We start from the raw sequence: 18096 nt of genomic DNA on the forward strand, positions 1-18096 counted from the left end.
TCATCATTGTTAATTTTTCTTTTTCTTATTTTTTGATTTAGTCTCTGGCTCCTTTGCTGGGTACAAATTAAGTCTCAAATTACTATGATCAATTCTATACCTTCTGGTTTTCCCAATCGGACGAATATATCCTTCAAGATTATAAGCCTCAGCTGCCGGAACCTCTGCAATTTTAAAGTCTGTTTCTAAATAACCATATCCAGCCAATACAGTGAAAACTTGATCTGCCACTCTTACACCTTCACTATTCTTTAGTATCAAATGAATTTCACGATCCTTATTGGCCTGATAGGTCAAAGGTATTTTAATACTTTCAGCTTTTGCATAGTCGAAACTCGCACCTTCAAAACTGATGCTTTCTCTATACAACTTAAGGCTATTTTCTAGTACCTTATTGTATGGGTTTTCTTCTCCCACATCTATTAGTCTATATCCTCGTACCCAATCATAGTAGACTGTATTCTTATTATCGTCAGCCAATTCCTCGTCTGTAGGCAACTCTATCCAAGGAAAAGGATAGGTTTCACATACCAATCTCATATACATTGGTTGATCAAAAGGTTTACTCTTAATCTTGTCATAAAACTTCTGATATTTAGGCTCCTGATTATCGTAATAATAACTCGCCATAGTTTCATCATGCCACCAACCTCCATATACATGAAAATTAGCAGATGCTAGTTCTGTATCTTGAAACCTCACATCTGGAGCTCTTAGATCCTCCAATTTTTTCTCACAGCCCTTGTACCAAAAGTGTGCATTCGAATGCATACCGTATGCAAAGAATTTTCCTTTAAAATCACCTGATCGACCTATACACTCTTGGATATCCCACTCTAAACCATAACTATCACATCCATCCGGACCTTTATTTCCTCTATGGGAAGAGAACCAAAACGTTGCAGACATAGTAGTTTCAGATGCCTTAATTCTAGATTCATAATACCCTAGATATGCCTTGTTTTTCGATACCACAGCTCCACCAGCGATATTGAAAACTCGATTATTGATAATGGTGTCCTTCTTAAGTTTTTCAGCTTTGATTTGAAGAAAACCATCTTTTACAGAAACCTGAGAGGATAAAAATATCCCTGGCTCACGACCCTTCCACGTAGGATGGTAATTATACCATTTAGTACTATCGAGAGATGTTCCATTAAACTCATCAGAAAAGTTCGGATTCAAAACCCATCTTTTACCCAATGGCGGTTTAGGTGCATCTGCCTGAGCAAGGAAAGAGTCCAAACTCAAAAGCGCCAAAAGTATTAGTGCATATTTATTCATACTTATTCTACTAGTCATATTCTTTACAAAGAAGTATCATCTTCTCTGAACGCATTTGAGTAGAATATCAAATATATGAGGGTGATTTTTGTGACTGGCAAGAATGACCTAAATAACTCCTGTGTACCTGCTAAACAAATACTCAACAAACCAAAAATCTTTTAAACATGTTACTATAATTCATCTAGCACAATCCTAGTAGAAATACGACTTGTATGAGTTCAAAATCATTCATATACTGTTTTTTCAAGGTTATATCGATGTTATGTCTAGTTAAAATACAGCCTAAGAAATAGCATTATTCAATGATTAAATATTCTTTTGCAATCACTCTTCAGATAATAGCCAAGTAAACAATTTGAAAAGGTAGTTGATAGATACAAGCCACTTTTCGAATAAGTAAACTTTCTATGCATACACTTTTACTTTCTGTCTTATTGATAATAAGTATTAAATACACCAAAGAGAAAACAAACAATGTTGGTAGAAATGAAAAAGTAGTACTGAATTCAATTACTAAGGAGAAAAAAATCTTTGATAAAGAACCTAACCATGTCTTGACAAAAGAAATGTTTGAGAGTATTAATCCTGACTTCCCGTCATTTGTATCCATTCATAATACCACTCCAAAAGACAAACATTGGGTAAAAGTCGATGCCATGTCAGACGAATTCAAAACATGGGATTCAAATAAGTGGAAGAAATCTACTTGGAACTATGGAGAGCCCGTATTCATGTCGACTGATGCAGAAAACTCAGGGGTAACCGATGGTAAACTTTGGATCAGAGCCACTCTAGATGAAAACAATTTTGTAACGAAAAAAGTAGATGGCAAAGAGGTAAAAGAACACAGATGGTTCAAAACAGCAAGAATTCACTCCAAAACCAAAATTAAGTACCCAATGTATACAGAGGCTAGCATAAAGGCTGCCTACATCTCAGCATACAGTACTTACTGGCTCAATAATGGTGATATCAAAAACAGAGATGAAATAGATATAATTGAAATTAACCCTAGACCATCATGCGAATGCCAGCCAGAGTTCCCCAATAGAATGAATTCACAGTATTTTCAGGCAGATGAAAATAAGATACCTGCCACTGTTCGTCATGAAGACAATTTTCTAAGAAGTAATCTAAGTGAGGTCAATCCTAAAAAACACCTTGGTTGGCATGAAGGTTTTCACACTTTCGGCTTGTGGTGGAAAGATGAAAAACACATACAGTTTTACTTAGACGGTGAACCAGCTGGCAGTGTAACAGTAGGGGAACACAGAGATGGTAAGTATTACAAGGAACGCGTCTTCACTAGAGATCAGGAAATCATATTTGATCTATGGACATACCATGAAAAGTGGATTGGAGGAATCACCCAAAAAGAACATTTGTCAAATACTGAAAATAGCACATTCCAAATCGACTGGGTAAGAACATGGACACTTGAAGATAAACCTGAAGACTAAACGAATCCAACTACTTAATAACCAAAGAAAACAACTAAAATCAAATTGTAATGATAAATAATCGACTAGCTTCGAATAAGCTTCTAATAGAAAGATTAATGTATACACTTTTACTCTGTTTGCTTTTGGCAATAGGTGGTTGCGATGCCAAGGATGAGCTTAGCGAAACTCAAGATGAGAATGAAAAAGAATCAACAGAGACAGTTGATGATAATACCGATGACTCAGATACTGAAAATACAGATGAGTCTGAAGAAACTGATGATTCGGGAAACTCCGATGGGTCAGACGGGGCTGAGGGCGAAAGTAGTGATACAGACGAGGATGAAACTACTGGAGAACTAACTGCTGAGATGTTTGAAAATATTGATCCTGATTTCCCTTCATTCGTTTCTTTAATCAACACGACCCCTGAAGACAAAGAGTGGGTCAAATTAGAGACTATGTCAGACGAATTTGATGTTTGGGATGATACTAAATGGTTTAAGTCTGAATGGAACTATGGTGTGCCAGTATTTATGACCAAAGATGCTGGTAACTCGGGAGTAACTGATGGAAACCTATGGATCAAGGCTACTTTAAATGAAAGTAACCCTGAAGGAAGATGGTTTCAATCTGCTAGAATTCACTCTAAAGCGGAGACTGGTTACCCTATGTACACTGAGGCTAGTATCAAAACGGCACATATTTCAGCTTATAATACTTATTGGTTGAACAAAGGTGAAGGCGGAGGTGGTATATACCGTGATGAAATCGACATAATAGAAAACAACTCTAAACCATCCTGTGGTTGCCAACCAGATTTTCATCAACAAATGAATTCTCAGTATTTTCATGCTGATAATGACCTAACACCAAAGGAGATTAGAAATAAAGGAAATTTCCTAAGAACCAATTTATCAGACGTCAACCCTCTCAAAAATGTAGGTTGGAATGAAGAATACCACACTTATGGTGTTTGGTGGAAAGACTCTAGAAACGTTCAATTTTATCTAGATGGTGAACCTGCAGGAAGTGTAGTAGTCGGAGAGCATAATGATGGCACATATCACCCTGATAGATTTTTCACTAGAGAACTTGAGATAATTTTTGATCTATGGACCAATGAAGCTACGTGGCTTGGAGGACTTCCTCCAAAATCAGATCTAAGCAATAACTCTATCAATACAATGAAAGTTGACTGGGTGAGAACTTGGGAACTAAAAGATAAGCCGGAATAGTATTTCAAAAGCACAAATAAGCAATAGAGGCTGAGCTATCCTTGGCCTTTATTGTTTCATTGAAAAAAAACCATAGATCAGATTTTCTTCATTTCTTTAAGATTAGTAATAAGTCTTTCTCCTACACCTTCAAAGGCATAGCTAAAAGCTTCAAAAGATTTATTAACAAAGTACTGACCTTCTGGCGTTTGCCAAACCCTTACATATTTGACGAGTTTATCAGTACTCATGGTTCGGTAAGTGTACAAAGACATCATCACTAGGGTACTTGACATTTGTTGAAAGAAAGCTGGAGTCATATACGAGCTCATTGCGGTATTAATCTCCTCCTCAGAAAGTCTATTATCTACAGGTGACATGGCATTTACACTGCGTACCATAGAGCCTATCAAGGTTTGAAACATAGTCTCAATTTGGTCAGATGTTCTTATTTCCTTATGTAAATTGTTAAGCATTTCTACTCTCTCTGGCATTGGAGGATTGGTCTGTAAACTTCGGAAATAAGCCATCTGAGCAGCCTCATTATTAGGATTATTTGCCGCCAACTCCATTTCCACTGCTTCTTTCATTAATTCAGATTGATATAATTTCAGCATAATCTTAGCTGTATCCTTATCAAAGTCAGAGGTTATTTTTTCCAAATATCTTTCCTTGAGAAATGTTTCATCGAACGTCTTGACCATAAGGTTAGTGAACTGGTTAAACTCTTCTTCAGAATCAAACTGATTTCGCTTGCTAGCCATTTGAGATTCAAGTACACTACCAATCTGTTCAAACTGCCCTATCATTCCTGAGACTTTGAGAAGTTTGATCAGATTCTTATCAGACCCTTTACTCAATCCGACATTGAGGCTGCTTAGCAAAACAACTAGGACAATTATCTTCTTCATATTTTTAATCCCTCAGAAAGTGCCAATTAGATACACTGATAAGTAGTTTATTGAACTGAATAAGCCCTCAACCACCGTTGACTACAGAAACCAAATAATTATAGATATAGAAAGTTATAATAAAATATACGCTTTCCCCGTTTTACTTTTTTGATCAAGTTAAAAAACCTCCTAATCGCTAACAATTCGTCATCTAGTAAGAATTATAATACCTAAATCGATGACTTACATATTCCTTCATAATTGAATAAAAAATCAAAAGTCAATAAACAAAAAGGTCTCCTGTTTTTGAATACAAGAGACCTTTTTGTGTTTCAAGATTGATCTATGTCAAGGCTGATCCATCTCATCAAGAACAGGATCTCGCTTCTCATCCATGCGTTTCATAGCATTGACTTCATAGACTCTCTTCAGCATAAACAATGGACGTTCGAGCTGTCCTTCCCATTCCCAGAGAACTTTAAACATCTCTCTGACTTTTTCAGGTTGCTTGTATGCAAGATTCTTTTTCTCCTCTTGGTCTTTGGCAAGATTATATAGTTCTGCAGGACGATCAGGAAATCTTAGCAACTTATAATCACCTTGTCTAACCATACCACGGTTTTCCTTTTTCCAATACAATATTTCGTGAGGCCGTTTTTTATTAGCCCCTGTTACAAATGGCTTCAAATCTACTCCATCTAATCCTTTGACCTTAGAAGCATCTCCTCCCGCTGCATTGAGAAAAGTCGGAAGGTAATCCAAAGTGATGACCGGGTATTCATAGGTAGAACCTGGCTCAATTACATTAGGCCACTTCATGATCATCGGTACTCTTATACCACCCTCCAGATTATTAGATTTACAGCCACTCAGAGGATAATTACAGGTTTTAGGACCGTCAGGCCCTCCATTGTCATTCGCAAATACGACCAATGTATTTTCATCCAGCCCCAGCTCCTTTAGCTTATTAAGTATCATCCCACATCCTCTATCCAGAGCCAATGTCATGGCAGCAAGTACTCTTCTTTTACCCGTCAATCCTACCTTCCATGAATCTACAGTTGCTAAATCTTCTTTCGTAGCATGTAATGGTGTATGTACTGCATTGAAAGACATATACATAAAAAATGGGGTCTTTTGGTGGCGATCTATAAAATCACACGCCTTCTCGGCTAAATCGTCTGTTAGATATTTCTCCGGTTCTTTAAAGTTTCCAAAACCTCTTTCCAAACGTTTTTCAGGATGATCAAAAGCTTCTTTTTGTGACAAAGGCCAAAAACCTCTGGCTCCACCTCTCAATCCATAAAACTCGTCAAAACCTCTATTGAGCGGATGATAACGGTCTGCGTTTCCCATATGCCATTTACCTAGAATGATGGACTTATACTGCTTAGGCAAGTAGTCGGCTATAGTCTTAATATGAAGTGGCAGTCCCATATCTTCTCCCATTAGTTTCGAAGAAGAACTCATATAACCAGTCACGTTATTCTCCTCAAATCCAAATCTCTGCTGATATTGTCCTGAAAGTAACCCAGCTCTGGATGGACCACATACGGCTGCTGTCGTGTATGCTTGCTTGAATATCATTCCATCCTTGGCCAATTGATCAAGGTTGGGCGTTTTAAAAGTTTTGCTTCCTTGAAAACCAAAATCTCTATATCCTGCATCATCAGAAAACAGGAGAATAATGTTCATCTTCTTTTTAGGTGGAACATTGGCTTGAATCGAAAAGTTACCCATTAGTAACCAACCCAATAAGCATAATAGGAATGTGTTTCTTCTAGTCATATCAATTTGTTTGATGCCTCAAAGTATAATTCAGCTAATGCAAGTTAGGCGCTATGAACACTTATTAATGGATACAAATGATTTAGATAAAGAGGTGTTCAGTTTTTATTCAGCACATGACACTTTCTACCAAAACTTGATAAACACTAATAAACCACTCACAACAACCTGTTTATCAAACCCCTGACGAAAAGTACCCTCTTGACCATAACTTTTTTTGATTCTAACTAACCTTTCTAAATGAATTAAGCTTTTGGGTTCATAAAGGTTAATTTGAAGATTCAATATTTTTTCTCAACAAGGTGTAAGTATTTGAAATGGCAGCCACTAAACAGGTAAATAATAAAAAATGACAGCAGATTTTTATCAAACTTCAATCTTACCGTATGCTGCGATTATTATCAAGATCTGTAGAGCTTACACTGACACTCAATCTGACTATGAAGATTATTATCAGGAAGTGTGCCTACAAATCTGGCGAAGTAGAGAAAGCTTCAAACAGGAATCTGAGTGGTCTACTTGGGTGTATCGAATTTCACTTAATGTGTGTCTGACATTGCTCAAGAAGAAGAAAAAGACTCCCGCTATATCTGATGAGGTACCTATAGATATTAGTGAGGAAGTCAACAACTACACAGAACAAAACTTGGAGCAACTCTATGTAGCTATCAGAAAACTATCGCAAGTGGATAAGGCGGTGATTCTGTTATATCTGGAAGAGAAATGTTATGATGAAATAGCTGCCATCACTGGTACTAATGCCAACAACATTGGTGTCCGGATCAACCGAATTAAATCACGTTTAAAAAAATTACTTCATGGAAAAATCAATTGAATCTATCTGGAAAGAGGGATTTCAAATCTCGAATTCTCTCATCGCTCCACGAATCAGTAATCTATATACACGAAAATCAATCGATGTAATAGACAGACTAGAGCGAATGTTTAAGTTCAACATATATCTTCTTGCAGGGTTTGCCCTTTTATTTCCCCCTGTATTCTTTGTTTTGAAGATGTATACGCTGGGTGTAGGGATGGGAACCTTGTTTGCAGGCTTTGCCATCTTCACTCAACGTATTCTAAAAACCTTCTACACCATAGATAAAGGGCAAGACAGCTATACTTACCTCAAATCAGTCGATTCTTGGCTGACAAACATGATGAACAAAATTCTAAAAATTTATCGTTTTGTATATCCGGGTATTTTCTTGCTAATGGTAATTGGACTTTATACATGGCCCTTAGCGGATAAGGTAATGGACAAACTACTGTACCATTTCCCTGATATGTGGTTGGTCTATGGCTATCCAGGATGGCTAATGATAGCAGAAGCATTGATCCTAGCGTTTATTATCATTTTCACAGAACCTATTTATCGCTTAGATGTAAAATCCCTATATGGAGACATTATCAAACAAATGAAGAACACTTTGGAAGAAATGGAAGAATTGGCCAGTCCAGAGTCAGTATAAAACAGAAAAGAGGAGTATTCTGATACGCTACCTGAATACTCCTCTTCTAATCACAAGGCAATGACCCTTTTGGTTTAGTTGCTCGCCAGTTTTGTCAGAGAAACTTCATTGGTTTCCTTCTCCATATAAAAATTAGCCCAAGACACTTTATGAACAACTCCTAGTTTAAATTGGGTCATTTAACATTAGCTTATTATTTCTTTTTTTTAGGCTCTAATTTTTTAGTCTTGACTCCTCTGATCTCCTCATACTTCGCGATCAACTCCTGAAGTTTCTCTGGATTAGCTTCAGCTAAGTTGTTTTGTTGACCAATATCCTCTTTTAGATTGTACAATTGGTAGTCCAAGTTCTTACCCAATTCTATGCCTGTATTCTTACTTACGGCAGCACCTCTATATGGTGGAATCATTACCCAGTCTCCTGCTCTCAAGGCAGTACCTCTACCCTCTCCTTCTACTAAGAAGTCACGGCCTTTTTGGCTCTTACCAAGAAATACATCCAAGAAATTCTTACTATCAGTCGGCACGGCTTCGACATTGTTCATAGAGGCTAGTGAAGCTAAAAGGTCAATCTGGCAAACTAAAGCATCTGAAACACCCGGCTCAATCGTACCTTTCCAATAAGTCATGAAAGGCACTCTAGATCCTGCTTCAAACAGGCTATATTTTCCTCCTCTCAATGCTCCCGCAGGTTTATGATTTCCAACCAATTCCTCAGCATCATCATAGTAGCCATCCTGTAGCACCGGACCATTATCACTTGAGAAGATTATCATAGTGTTTTCTAAGATACCTTCCTCTTCCAGAGTTTTCATGAACTCACCGATGCACCAGTCTGCCTCTAGAATCACATCTCCTCTAGGCCCCATACCAGACTTACCTACGAACCTAGGGTGAGGAGTACGAGGTACGTGTGGCTGCTGCATAGCATAGTACAAAAAGAATGGCTTGTCTTTGTGGGACTTGATATAATCTTTCACTTTGCCTAGGAAGTGGTCTGCCATATCAGTGTCAGTCCACTTAGCAGCTTCACCACCTTTCATATAGCCAATTCTTGGAATACCATTCACTATACTATTATTATGACCATGATGCCACTTCATAGTGGTCAATTCAGGATTATCCTTGCCCGTCGGCTCTCCTTCAAAGTTTTCCTTGTAGCTCACAGAGATAGGATCATTAGGATCAAGACCATCTACTTTACCATTGTCTATGTATACAGTAGGCACTCTGTCTTGAGTAGCAGCTAAGATGTAAGAATGATCAAACCCTACTTGATTTGGCCCAGGAGTAACTGAACCATTCCAGTCCATATTTCCATCACCAAGTCCCAAGTGCCATTTCCCTATCACTGCGGTCTGATACCCAGCTCTCTGCATCACTTTAGGAAGAGTCTCCTGATCTGTCTTAATAATCATCGGAGCAGAACCTGGTAAAATAGCAGCTCTCTTGTTTCTCCACGGATACACACCAGTCAACAGTCCATATCTACTTGGAGTACACGTCGCAGAAGTAGCGTATCCATTCGTAAACCTAATCCCCTCATTGGCGATTCTATCCATATTCGGAGTACTAAGTTCAGTAGCACCGTATGCACTCATATCTCCATAGCCTAGGTCGTCCATGTAAATCACAACGACATTAGGTTTGGTAGGCTCAGCGGCTTGTTTCTTCTCGGTAGCACAACTCTGCACGATCAGTAGACCAGCCAGTGCCAGTAGTAGGTAGTGAAATTTTCTTATCATCTTATAAGTATTCTTTTATGTTTCAATAGTCATATCCAGATCGAAGACCAATCCAGAACTTCAAATCTAATTCAGACTTTGGTATTTGAACCTAGGTAGATTCTTTGGTTTGAGGGTGTTTTTTGTCATGTGGAGAATTTGTTCAGTCCTCAGGTGATAAGAATACAGTTTCCCCTCCATTTTAGAAGTTATTCATTCGTTCACCTTGAAAAATTAAGTATCAGATTTCAACCCATTGAATTACAGTATTCGACATCATTCCATCGATAATAATGCTGTGTACAATTTTTACCTCCTTGAAAGAAAAGTACAATTTTTTGTAAGGATCATAGGCTACTTTCGCCCCAACAGATAATCTCATAGAATGGCTACTAAATCAGCAGTATCAACCTTCTTAATCTTCATCTTAGTCAACCTTGGAACAGTCTTTTCACAAGGCTTGAATTCTGGTATGACTCCTACGAAAAAGGAGCTTAAACAATTAAGAACATTTACATCACTTACTACGGTCAATAAACGAACAACAAGTGAACCTATCCACATAGCTATCAAAGCCAACATCGTCAGAAAAACAGATGGCTCTGGAGGACTTACAGAACTAGAACTGGTAGAAGCTATTGATGAATTAAATAATGCCTTCTCAGCCACAGGGCTTTCTTTTTTCTTATTCGGTCCTACCAGCTTTATCAACAATGATAGATTCTACAATTTTTCAGATGATGAAGAACTAGACCTAGTGAGAGGATCTGAACAATCCAATGTAATCAATATTTACTTTGTTGATGAAATTGTTGCATTTGGAAAGGGTAAGATGTGTGGCTACGCTTACTACCCAACAAGTGGAACTGACAGGATCATCTTAGCCAACGAATGTGTAAAAAATGGAACAGCGCTGATTCACGAAATGGGGCACTTTTTCTCTCTGTTTGATACTCATGGGATGCTAAATGTTTCCAACGATGAATTGGTAGACGGATCCAACTGTGATGTAGCTGGTGATAAAATGTGTGATACTCCTGCAGATCCAGGATTGAAAGGCAACGTAGCAGCAGGAACTTGTGAATATACCGGCACTGCTAAAGATGCTAATGGAGATGCCTATAAGCCTGACACGAAAAATTACATGTCTGATAGTCGAGGTAATTGTAGAAATCACTTCAGTAATGAACAAACTACTAGAATCTCAGAAGCATATTCTGTTTATAAAAGCCATCTTTATTCGAAAACATATCTAGCCCAATTCATAGCCTCCGATACAGAAATGTGCCCTGGTTCAGATGTCAGCTTTACCAACTTATCAGTAAATGCTGTTAGTTATGAATGGAGTTTTGAAGGAGGTGTCCCTAGTACCTCTACTGAAATCAGTCCAATTGTCAACTATCCTAATAAAGGGAGTTTTAAAGTATCTCTCACTATCACCACTGCAAAAGGAGAACAAGACATCATTCAAAAAGCGGAGTATATCAATGTAGGTACTAATTTTAGAACAAGTGAGAATATAAAAACGGGAGGGTTTGAAGAGGCTGAACTTACTGAAAAAGTCATTGACTCGGGAGGGAGTACTTTCCAACGAACAGCTCAAGTTGCTCATACAGGAGAAGGTTGTCTAACGATGGACTTCTTTGAGTACTATTTCAAGAAAGACACAGACTATATCATCCTTGGTGCAATGGATGCTTCTGAGCAAAAAACCTTTTATGTATCGTTTGACTATGCTTATGCTAAATATGGCAAATTCGGTTCAGAAGATCAATTTGCACTTGTATATCGAGAACCTTGTGGAGATATAGTTCCAGTATGGGAAGTGTCTATGGACGAAATGCAGACAAGGGAGTCTGTGAGCGAACGATTCATGCCTGAACCAGCCGATTGGAAATCAAAGCGTATTAAGATGACTATCCCAGATGATGTGGATATTGCTTTTATAGCACTAAAAACAACTAAAGCTCCTGGACAGGGTAACGTTCTATACATTGACAACTATGAAATTATTGCCGCTCCTTATTATTTTGAAATAGATGAAATATCTACCAAAGGGGTAACCTGCGAAGAATCTGGATCTTTAGAAATCATTGCATCCTCAGATGACAATCTCAAATACAGTATTGACGGAGAGAATTACAGTTCATCTAATATATTTAATGGGCTAGGCATAGGCCAATATAACATCTATGTTAAAAACTCTTTAGGTCATTCAAAATCGGCTGATGTATCGATAGCAGGTCAAGGATTACCTTTTGACGTAACCTCAATTTTCCAGAAAGATAAAACCACTTTGGCTGTAGAAGTGTCTTCTAATGAAGCAACTTTTCAATGGTACTACCAAGGAAAAGCTATAGTCAATAGCAATACTTCAGAGCAACGAATACTCGGCAAGGGAGAATATTATGTGGAGGTATCATCTGACGACTGTACTGTAAAATCTGCTTCCATTACTATCGTAGAAGAGGAAGTAACTTCCTTACCTGAGAAAATGCAAAATAAACTGATAAAAGTATTTCCAAATCCTGCTTCGAATGTCCTATATCTGGATATGAGCGAAGAGGCTCGTAACAAGACTGTATCAATCCAGCTACTTGACCTTACGGGGAAAGTAATGAGGTCTTTCACGCCAGATAGATCTATTCATATCGGGGATTTGCCAAATGGCATTTACCTGCTGGAGGTATCAGGAGATACATGGCAACAAAGAACTAGAGTGGTCAAAAATTGACCCTCTCTCTATTTCATTTCACTACGAATACAAGATGGGCACTACCCCTCTTGTATTTTTTCTATTTGATAATCACTGATACAATTTGACAAGAGATCTTTCTGTAGATCTGACAAGTCTTGCAAAATATACTCTATGATCACATCGAAATAATCCCTTTCAGTAATCACGGCCATTCCTTTAGTTCCCAGCTCATCAAAGTCTCTTTGCGCTGGAACAGAGAAATAACTTCCTTCTGCTAGGTACTGAGGCTTAGTTTTGATACTGACACGTTGCTCCAGCTTCTGTATAGTATCGATGATTAGCTGTACACCTAATGGATAGAGCTGCACGATATTTCCAAAAAGAGACTGACTACGATCCACATCACACCTAGCTATTTCTATAATCTCTCCTGTATCAATACCACTATTAGGAATCGTATGAAGAGTACATCCGATACTTCTATTACCCTCTTTGATAGCATGCAAAGTCCCCATAATTCCTCTATAGTCTGGTAATACGGCCGAATGCAAATTGATCAATCCATGCTTAGGTATTTGAATGATATCGTCTTTAAAAATCTTACCAAATCGAATAGAAATGAATAGATCAGGTTCAAACTCCTTCATCGTATCAATGAATTCTTTCGAATTCACACCGGTACTTTTTTCAATAGGAAAAGATTGGAAACTAGCATCGAAGAACTCAAAATCGGTTTGAATTTGATTTTCATTAATAAACCCAATGAGTTCATTATAAAAGAAACCCTTTTCAAAAAGCTCAAGCCTCCTCAAATCAAAAGGCTTATTTTGGGAACTACCTACAGCATCAGAGTAGTATACTTTCACCTCATGATTCAACAGTTCTCCCTTGAGCAAATTATAAGCGATGTTCGCTTCGATATCTTTATTGAGAAATAATGCTATTTTCATTCTATCTTTTATTTTTCTAACCCAAAACTCCAACCGACTAATTATACCTCCCTACAGAGCCTCAGACCTTATTTGTTAATATCTCAATCTTATTCAGTAAATCAAGAACTCTAATTTCAAAGAGAATTTTACTACCTGATTCTACTATTTTAAAACCTAATTTATGATGAAAAGAAATCGATCTGTCATTATTCCCATGAACAGAAGAAGAGAGTATTCGATATCGATGTGATTCCAAATAAGCTTTGATTTTCGTCATCCAAACTCTAGAAAGAAATGGAGTTGAAACCTGTAAAGAAGGAACATACAAAACTTCCTGTCCTTTGGGCAGAAACTCTATGTATGCAGTCAAAGCTCCTTTTAAATTTCTACAAGTAATTATCTCAGCACCTTCATTTATTTCTCTAGTCAATCCTTTTCTACGTCTATCTGGATCATAGTCATCAAGAATACCATTCATTTGTACTTTGTCAAAATTGACTATATCCTCTACTAGTTCTTGATTCATGGGTATGAAAGTTAATTACCTTATAAAAGAATGTTCCTCTTTGAAAACAATGTATTCTTCAAGCAATTTGACATAAACCGAAACAGCTAAGCTACTAACTCCTTTAGATTCCTTTAGTCTTAGTCAGATCCGCTATCATTTCCACCTCATGAAGCTTCTCTACAGATTCTAGAGTTGACCGCATACGGTTCAGTATGGAATTAGCTTCGTCATTCAGAAGCTCGTCAGCCTTATCAAATGTTGTCTTGTCAGGCCATTGAGCATATGCTATATACTGCCCCTCTTTCTCTTTGTGCAATCTAGATCCAAGACTTCCACATTGTTCATAAATCAACTGAGTCAACCTACTCCAATACTTTATAAAATCCTGTTCTTGATCCTGTTTGACTTTGAATGAGTAAATAACTGCTAGCATAATTTTATTTCAATCTTATTAACTCCCCTGAATGAAGAGTTGTAAAAATAGCCTCTAATCTATCGTGACACTTCTGAAACAATTACTTCTAGCTATACCCCCATTACTATTTATGATCGAAATATCGAATCAGTACTTTTTGTTAAGTTATTCCAGAGACTCAATAAGAAAAGCCGCTAATCATCATCCTGAACTGGATGCTTTGAGAGTACCAATGAGAAATCACTAAGAACCGCTAGAAAATGGCTCAGAACCACATAAAAATGACATATAACCACTCAAAAAACACTAAGAACCAACAAAATACCGTTCAGTACCAATAAAAAATGACTTATCCCATAAAATAATCACTCAGAACCATTCAGAAATGACTCAGGACCACCCAAAAATGATTGAGAACCAACAAAAAACCGTTCAGTACCAGCATAAAACAATATATCCCTCTATAAAACCACAGAGAACCACCTTTCAATGACTCAGGACCATAAAAAAACGATTAAGTACCAACTATAAACCACTAAGAACCAGCAACAAACCGTTCAGTACCAGATAAAAATGACTAAGCTCTGTTTTTCAGAGGTTGCAAAACCGTTATTATTCATTAATTTGCGCCACTTAGCAGCACACGAGACTCTCAAACAGAGTAATTTTTAAATTTTATACATATGAATAACCAAACCATTGACGGGCAATTGCTATTTGCCCAAAATGCAATCACCAATGCTATCCAGACACCTGGAATAGCTGAACCTTTAGCTGAATTTGGGTATGACAATGACCGTCTCATAGAGGGTCAAGCGAAATATTTGAAGGCAGCAGATCTACAAACCAAACAGATCAAGGAATATGGTGAGCAATACTCAGCTACGGATGCCCTAAATCAATCTCGTGACCTTGCTGGTAAACTCTATATGACTCATCTCAAAATAGCTCGCGTGGCTCTCAAAGGCCAACGCGGTGTGATGGAAAGTCTTCAAATGATTGGACGTCGAGAAAAAAGTCTTTCTGGATGGCTAAGAGAAGCGAAGGCTTTCTACAAAAACGCTCTTGCTATTCCTGAGGTAGTCCCTGCGATGAGCAGGTTTTCTATCACTGCAGAAAAGCTCCAAGATGGACTTGACAAAATCAGTGATGTGGAATCAAAGTACAACGCCCAACTCAAGGAGAAAGGTGAAGCTCAAACTGCTACGCAGCTAAGAGACGAAGCTTTCGACGACTTGCAAGAGTGGATGGGTGACTTTTTAGAAATCAGCAAAATTGCCCTTGAAGAGCAAGAGCAATATCTTGAAATCCTCGGAGTGGTGAGGAAGAATTAATTCCTAAATTACTACTATGATTTAAAGGTCAGCCAGTTTGGCTGGCCTTTTTCATTAAACACCCTTTCCTCCATACCTTCCTGTCTACTTTAGAATCGTTCTTCCTATCTTCGAACCTTATTTCACTTTTGTGTGTCAAGTAAATTGAAAATAAAAGTTTAACCTGAAAATATGAAGAACCTATTCTTGTCACTACCTGTCTGTCTCCTACTTCTGACAGCGTGTCCCAGTGACATCCCACCCTTTGACAAGGAGCAAATCACAGGCTACCGCCCTCAATATGAAAGCTCGGTAGCTGATAGTCTACAGATCATGAATGCTCGAACGATCTATGATCCCAATAACGTACTGGTATATAATCATCTGATACTGATAGAAGAATATGAAGAGGGCTTTCATGTCATAGACAATTCAGAGCCTTCTGCTCCTAAGAACATAGCTTTTGTTCCCGTCCCGATGCTTACGAGTATGAATATCCGTGATGGCGTACTATACGCTACTTCTGGAATGAATCTGTTGGCAATCGAGATCGATGAGGAGCTAAATCTGACTCATGAAATAATCCATGATGTATTCCCTGTATATCATGCTCCTATTCCTCCTGAAAACAACATCTACTTCGAATGCGTCGACGAATCAAAAGGCGATATTATTGGCTGGCAAAAAACTACTATCTATGATCCTCAGTGCTATTATTAAACCTATCCGCTACTCCTTCATCATTTCCCTATTTACAACTCTCTTTTTGCTAATAGCATGTGATGAAGATAGTTTTCAACTACCAGAGAGCGACTCTCGGACTATTACGGGCTCTACTTCAAAGTTCCTTGTCAATGATGACTACCTCTACACCATAGATGATAATACGCTGTACGTGTTCGATGTATCAGATAGTGCAAAACTTATATCTAATAACTATATCACAGATGGCATAGAAACCTTATTCATCAATGGAGACCAATTGGTGATAGGAACTTTGAATGGAGCATTGTTCTATGACATTAGTGACCCTTCTCGACCAAACTATCTATCTACTTACAATCATGTCACAGCTTGTGATCCAGTAGTTACTCATGGCAACTATGCCTATGTGACGCTTCGTACTGGAACTCAATGCAGAAGAGGGGTTAATCGATTGGACATAATCAATATCACGAATATTGCAGAACCACAACATGTCAAATCCATAGATATAGAAAGTCCTTTTGGAATGACTATCCAAGATGACATGTTATTAGTTAGTCAAAATAATAATGGTCTTAGCATTTTCGATATTTCAAATCCGGAGGAAACTAAACTTCTAAAAAAGCACGCTGCCGTCAATTCAAAAGACCTTATCAAAAATGGTGACATTTTGGTCGCTCATGGCAAATTCGGAATCACACAATTCACAGTGAACGACACAGGTTCAATAAATGTCATCAGCCAACTATCTTTTTCTAATCTATGAAGTCTATAATCACTACTCTATTGGTATTGTCAGCACTTGGAGCTTATTCTCAAGACACTGGTGTAAAAAAGCACATTATTAGCCCACAGATCAACTTTGCTTCGATCATGCAAAGTTATGCTTCCATTCAGCTGGGTCTTGACTACACTACACCCAAAGGCTATTCTTTCAGTGTGACTGCTGGAAAGATATTTAGTTCTGAATTTAGTGATCACAACGATACCGAACTGGATCAAAATGGCGGTTACCAAATCAGAGGTGACATCACCTACGACGGGCTACGACTAGATGAGGATACTTATTTCTATGTAGGCGTAGGATACGTTCATACAGAATCCAGTTTCTACAGTGAGTATATCCTAAAGCGATACTATGAGGAAGAGAAATACTATCAAAATGTGGAACAAGACTATGAAGTAGTCATAGATCAACTTCAGTTCAAATTTGGTCTGTTAGTTCATATGGTACCAGACGCAATGTACTTCAAAGCGGGTATCAACATAGGTCCCAAATGGAAACGCATGACTCCCGAACCTGATAAATCTCTAGGAGTGGCTGTGACTAACGCTAGAATAGCTGAGGATTTCGAATCGCTTCCGAGAATGATATCTCTTGATCTTAAACTGGGGCTTTATTTGTTTAGGCTCTGAGGCTAGAGTATGTATAGACTTCTATCCAGTATGATAGGTTAATCGCACAGTCTATAGCATTTCCTCAGTTTGTAAGATTAGACTTATCATAAAAGGCAAAGGAGTCGGTCCTCCCCTATATCTAGGATAAAACTCGACTCCTGCGTCAAATCTAATGTATAGTTGTTATTGTGAATTAGAATTTGTCACATGACGCCTTTCATAACACATGTATCTAATTTCCGCCTTCTATTCGAGTTTAGTCCAAGTAGTTCTTGAACCAATATCTCTAAGTACCCTTTTAGGAT

The 18096-nt window shown here is 37.9% G+C and carries 16 protein-coding genes; 9 read left to right on the top strand and 7 right to left on the bottom strand.

The genetic code is table 11. The annotated features are described in order from the left end of the window. Positions 1-9: 9 nt before the first annotated feature. Complete coding sequence (locus DKG80_RS08140; protein ID WP_221409072.1) at positions 10-1284, bottom strand: family 16 glycosylhydrolase; 1275 nt, start codon at positions 1282-1284, stop codon at positions 10-12. A 410-nt stretch (positions 1285-1694) separates the two neighbouring features. Here DKG80_RS08140 and DKG80_RS08145 point away from each other — a divergent pair, with 410 nt between their 5' ends. Together DKG80_RS08145 and DKG80_RS08150 are read left to right on the top strand one after the other, a co-directional pair. Continuing rightward, on the top strand, positions 1695-2747 hold the full coding sequence (locus DKG80_RS08145) for a LamG domain-containing protein (RefSeq protein WP_109830815.1): 1053 nt from the start codon (positions 1695-1697) through the stop codon (positions 2745-2747). 50 nt (positions 2748-2797) lie between these two features. Then, positions 2798-3967, top strand: coding sequence for a LamG domain-containing protein (locus DKG80_RS08150; protein ID WP_221409073.1), 1170 nt, complete (start codon positions 2798-2800; stop codon positions 3965-3967). Positions 3968-4044: 77 nt separating this feature from the next. Here DKG80_RS08150 and DKG80_RS08155 read toward each other — a convergent pair whose 3' ends face one another. Both DKG80_RS08155 and DKG80_RS08160 read right to left on the bottom strand, forming a co-directional pair. Next, positions 4045-4857 (bottom strand): hypothetical protein, encoded by an 813-nt coding sequence (locus DKG80_RS08155; protein WP_109830817.1) that lies wholly within the window; start codon positions 4855-4857, stop codon positions 4045-4047. Between the two features lie 330 nt (positions 4858-5187). Beyond that, positions 5188-6627, bottom strand: a complete 1440-nt coding sequence (locus DKG80_RS08160; protein WP_185140164.1) for a sulfatase-like hydrolase/transferase — start codon at positions 6625-6627, stop codon at positions 5188-5190. A 349-nt stretch (positions 6628-6976) separates the two neighbouring features. Between DKG80_RS08160 and DKG80_RS08165 the strand changes: the two genes are divergently transcribed. Both DKG80_RS08165 and DKG80_RS08170 read left to right on the top strand, forming a co-directional pair. Then, positions 6977-7462, top strand: coding sequence for an RNA polymerase sigma factor (locus DKG80_RS08165; RefSeq protein ID WP_109830819.1), 486 nt, complete (start codon positions 6977-6979; stop codon positions 7460-7462). Continuing rightward, a complete protein-coding gene (locus DKG80_RS08170) occupies positions 7446-8099 on the top strand; it encodes a hypothetical protein (RefSeq protein WP_109830820.1) in 654 nt (217 codons plus the stop codon). Before DKG80_RS08165 ends, DKG80_RS08170 begins: the two co-directional genes overlap by 17 nt. Before the next feature lie 193 nt (positions 8100-8292). Here DKG80_RS08170 and DKG80_RS08175 read toward each other — a convergent pair whose 3' ends face one another. Next, positions 8293-9843, bottom strand: coding sequence for a sulfatase family protein (locus tag DKG80_RS08175; protein WP_109830821.1), 1551 nt, complete (start codon positions 9841-9843; stop codon positions 8293-8295). A gap of 364 nt (positions 9844-10207) precedes the next feature. On the opposite strand from DKG80_RS08175, the gene DKG80_RS08180 reads away from it, so the two are divergent. Continuing rightward, entirely contained in the window at positions 10208-12556 is a 2349-nt protein-coding gene (locus DKG80_RS08180; protein WP_109830822.1) for a T9SS type A sorting domain-containing protein, read from the top strand. Positions 12557-12597: 41 nt separating this feature from the next. On the opposite strand, the gene DKG80_RS08185 is transcribed toward DKG80_RS08180, so the two are convergent. The 3 genes from DKG80_RS08185 to DKG80_RS08195 form a co-directional block, all read right to left on the bottom strand. Beyond that, complete coding sequence (locus DKG80_RS08185; protein WP_109830823.1) at positions 12598-13470, bottom strand: formyltransferase family protein; 873 nt, start codon at positions 13468-13470, stop codon at positions 12598-12600. Positions 13471-13531: 61 nt separating this feature from the next. Next, a complete protein-coding gene (locus tag DKG80_RS08190) occupies positions 13532-13978 on the bottom strand; it encodes a GNAT family N-acetyltransferase (RefSeq protein ID WP_109830824.1) in 447 nt (148 codons plus the stop codon). A 103-nt stretch (positions 13979-14081) separates the two neighbouring features. After that, the gene (locus tag DKG80_RS08195; protein ID WP_109830825.1) at positions 14082-14393 is read right to left on the bottom strand and encodes an antibiotic biosynthesis monooxygenase family protein; all 312 of its coding nucleotides are present in this window, start codon (positions 14391-14393) and stop codon (positions 14082-14084) included. Between the two features lie 665 nt (positions 14394-15058). On the opposite strand from DKG80_RS08195, the gene DKG80_RS08200 reads away from it, so the two are divergent. From DKG80_RS08200 to DKG80_RS08215, 4 genes are all read left to right on the top strand, one after another. After that, the gene (locus DKG80_RS08200; protein ID WP_109830826.1) at positions 15059-15709 is read left to right on the top strand and encodes a hypothetical protein; all 651 of its coding nucleotides are present in this window, start codon (positions 15059-15061) and stop codon (positions 15707-15709) included. A 171-nt stretch (positions 15710-15880) separates the two neighbouring features. Beyond that, complete coding sequence (locus DKG80_RS21120) at positions 15881-16408, top strand: hypothetical protein (RefSeq protein WP_162555761.1); 528 nt, start codon at positions 15881-15883, stop codon at positions 16406-16408. Beyond that, the gene (locus tag DKG80_RS08210) at positions 16386-17159 is read left to right on the top strand and encodes an LVIVD repeat-containing protein (RefSeq protein ID WP_162555762.1); all 774 of its coding nucleotides are present in this window, start codon (positions 16386-16388) and stop codon (positions 17157-17159) included. The genes DKG80_RS21120 and DKG80_RS08210 overlap by 23 nt, the downstream gene beginning before the upstream one ends. Further along, positions 17156-17809, top strand: a complete 654-nt coding sequence (locus tag DKG80_RS08215; protein ID WP_109830829.1) for a hypothetical protein — start codon at positions 17156-17158, stop codon at positions 17807-17809. Before DKG80_RS08210 ends, DKG80_RS08215 begins: the two co-directional genes overlap by 4 nt. Positions 17810-18096: the final 287 nt, after the last annotated feature.

This window comes from Reichenbachiella versicolor (genome assembly GCF_003171675.1).
GTDB classification, from domain to species: Bacteria; Bacteroidota; Bacteroidia; order Cytophagales; family Cyclobacteriaceae; genus Reichenbachiella; species Reichenbachiella versicolor.

Excerpts from the sequence above, each read along its gene's own strand:
- DKG80_RS08140 (WP_221409072.1), bottom strand. The coding sequence starts at position 1,284 with ATGAATAAATATGCACTAATACTTTTGGCGCTTTTGAGTTTGGACTCT.
- DKG80_RS08145 (WP_109830815.1), top strand. The coding sequence starts at position 1,695 with ATGCATACACTTTTACTTTCTGTCTTATTGATAATAAGTATTAAATAC.
- DKG80_RS08150 (WP_221409073.1), top strand. The coding sequence starts at position 2,798 with ATGATAAATAATCGACTAGCTTCGAATAAGCTTCTAATAGAAAGATTA.
- DKG80_RS08155 (WP_109830817.1), bottom strand. The coding sequence starts at position 4,857 with ATGAAGAAGATAATTGTCCTAGTTGTTTTGCTAAGCAGCCTCAATGTC.
- DKG80_RS08160 (WP_185140164.1), bottom strand. The coding sequence starts at position 6,627 with ATGACTAGAAGAAACACATTCCTATTATGCTTATTGGGTTGGTTACTA.
- DKG80_RS08165 (WP_109830819.1), top strand. The coding sequence starts at position 6,977 with ATGACAGCAGATTTTTATCAAACTTCAATCTTACCGTATGCTGCGATT.
- DKG80_RS08170 (WP_109830820.1), top strand. The coding sequence starts at position 7,446 with ATGGAAAAATCAATTGAATCTATCTGGAAAGAGGGATTTCAAATCTCG.
- DKG80_RS08175 (WP_109830821.1), bottom strand. The coding sequence starts at position 9,843 with ATGATAAGAAAATTTCACTACCTACTACTGGCACTGGCTGGTCTACTG.
- DKG80_RS08180 (WP_109830822.1), top strand. The coding sequence starts at position 10,208 with ATGGCTACTAAATCAGCAGTATCAACCTTCTTAATCTTCATCTTAGTC.
- DKG80_RS08185 (WP_109830823.1), bottom strand. The coding sequence starts at position 13,470 with ATGAAAATAGCATTATTTCTCAATAAAGATATCGAAGCGAACATCGCT.
- DKG80_RS08190 (WP_109830824.1), bottom strand. The coding sequence starts at position 13,978 with ATGAATCAAGAACTAGTAGAGGATATAGTCAATTTTGACAAAGTACAA.
- DKG80_RS08195 (WP_109830825.1), bottom strand. The coding sequence starts at position 14,393 with ATGCTAGCAGTTATTTACTCATTCAAAGTCAAACAGGATCAAGAACAG.
- DKG80_RS08200 (WP_109830826.1), top strand. The coding sequence starts at position 15,059 with ATGAATAACCAAACCATTGACGGGCAATTGCTATTTGCCCAAAATGCA.
- DKG80_RS21120 (WP_162555761.1), top strand. The coding sequence starts at position 15,881 with ATGAAGAACCTATTCTTGTCACTACCTGTCTGTCTCCTACTTCTGACA.
- DKG80_RS08210 (WP_162555762.1), top strand. The coding sequence starts at position 16,386 with ATGATCCTCAGTGCTATTATTAAACCTATCCGCTACTCCTTCATCATT.
- DKG80_RS08215 (WP_109830829.1), top strand. The coding sequence starts at position 17,156 with ATGAAGTCTATAATCACTACTCTATTGGTATTGTCAGCACTTGGAGCT.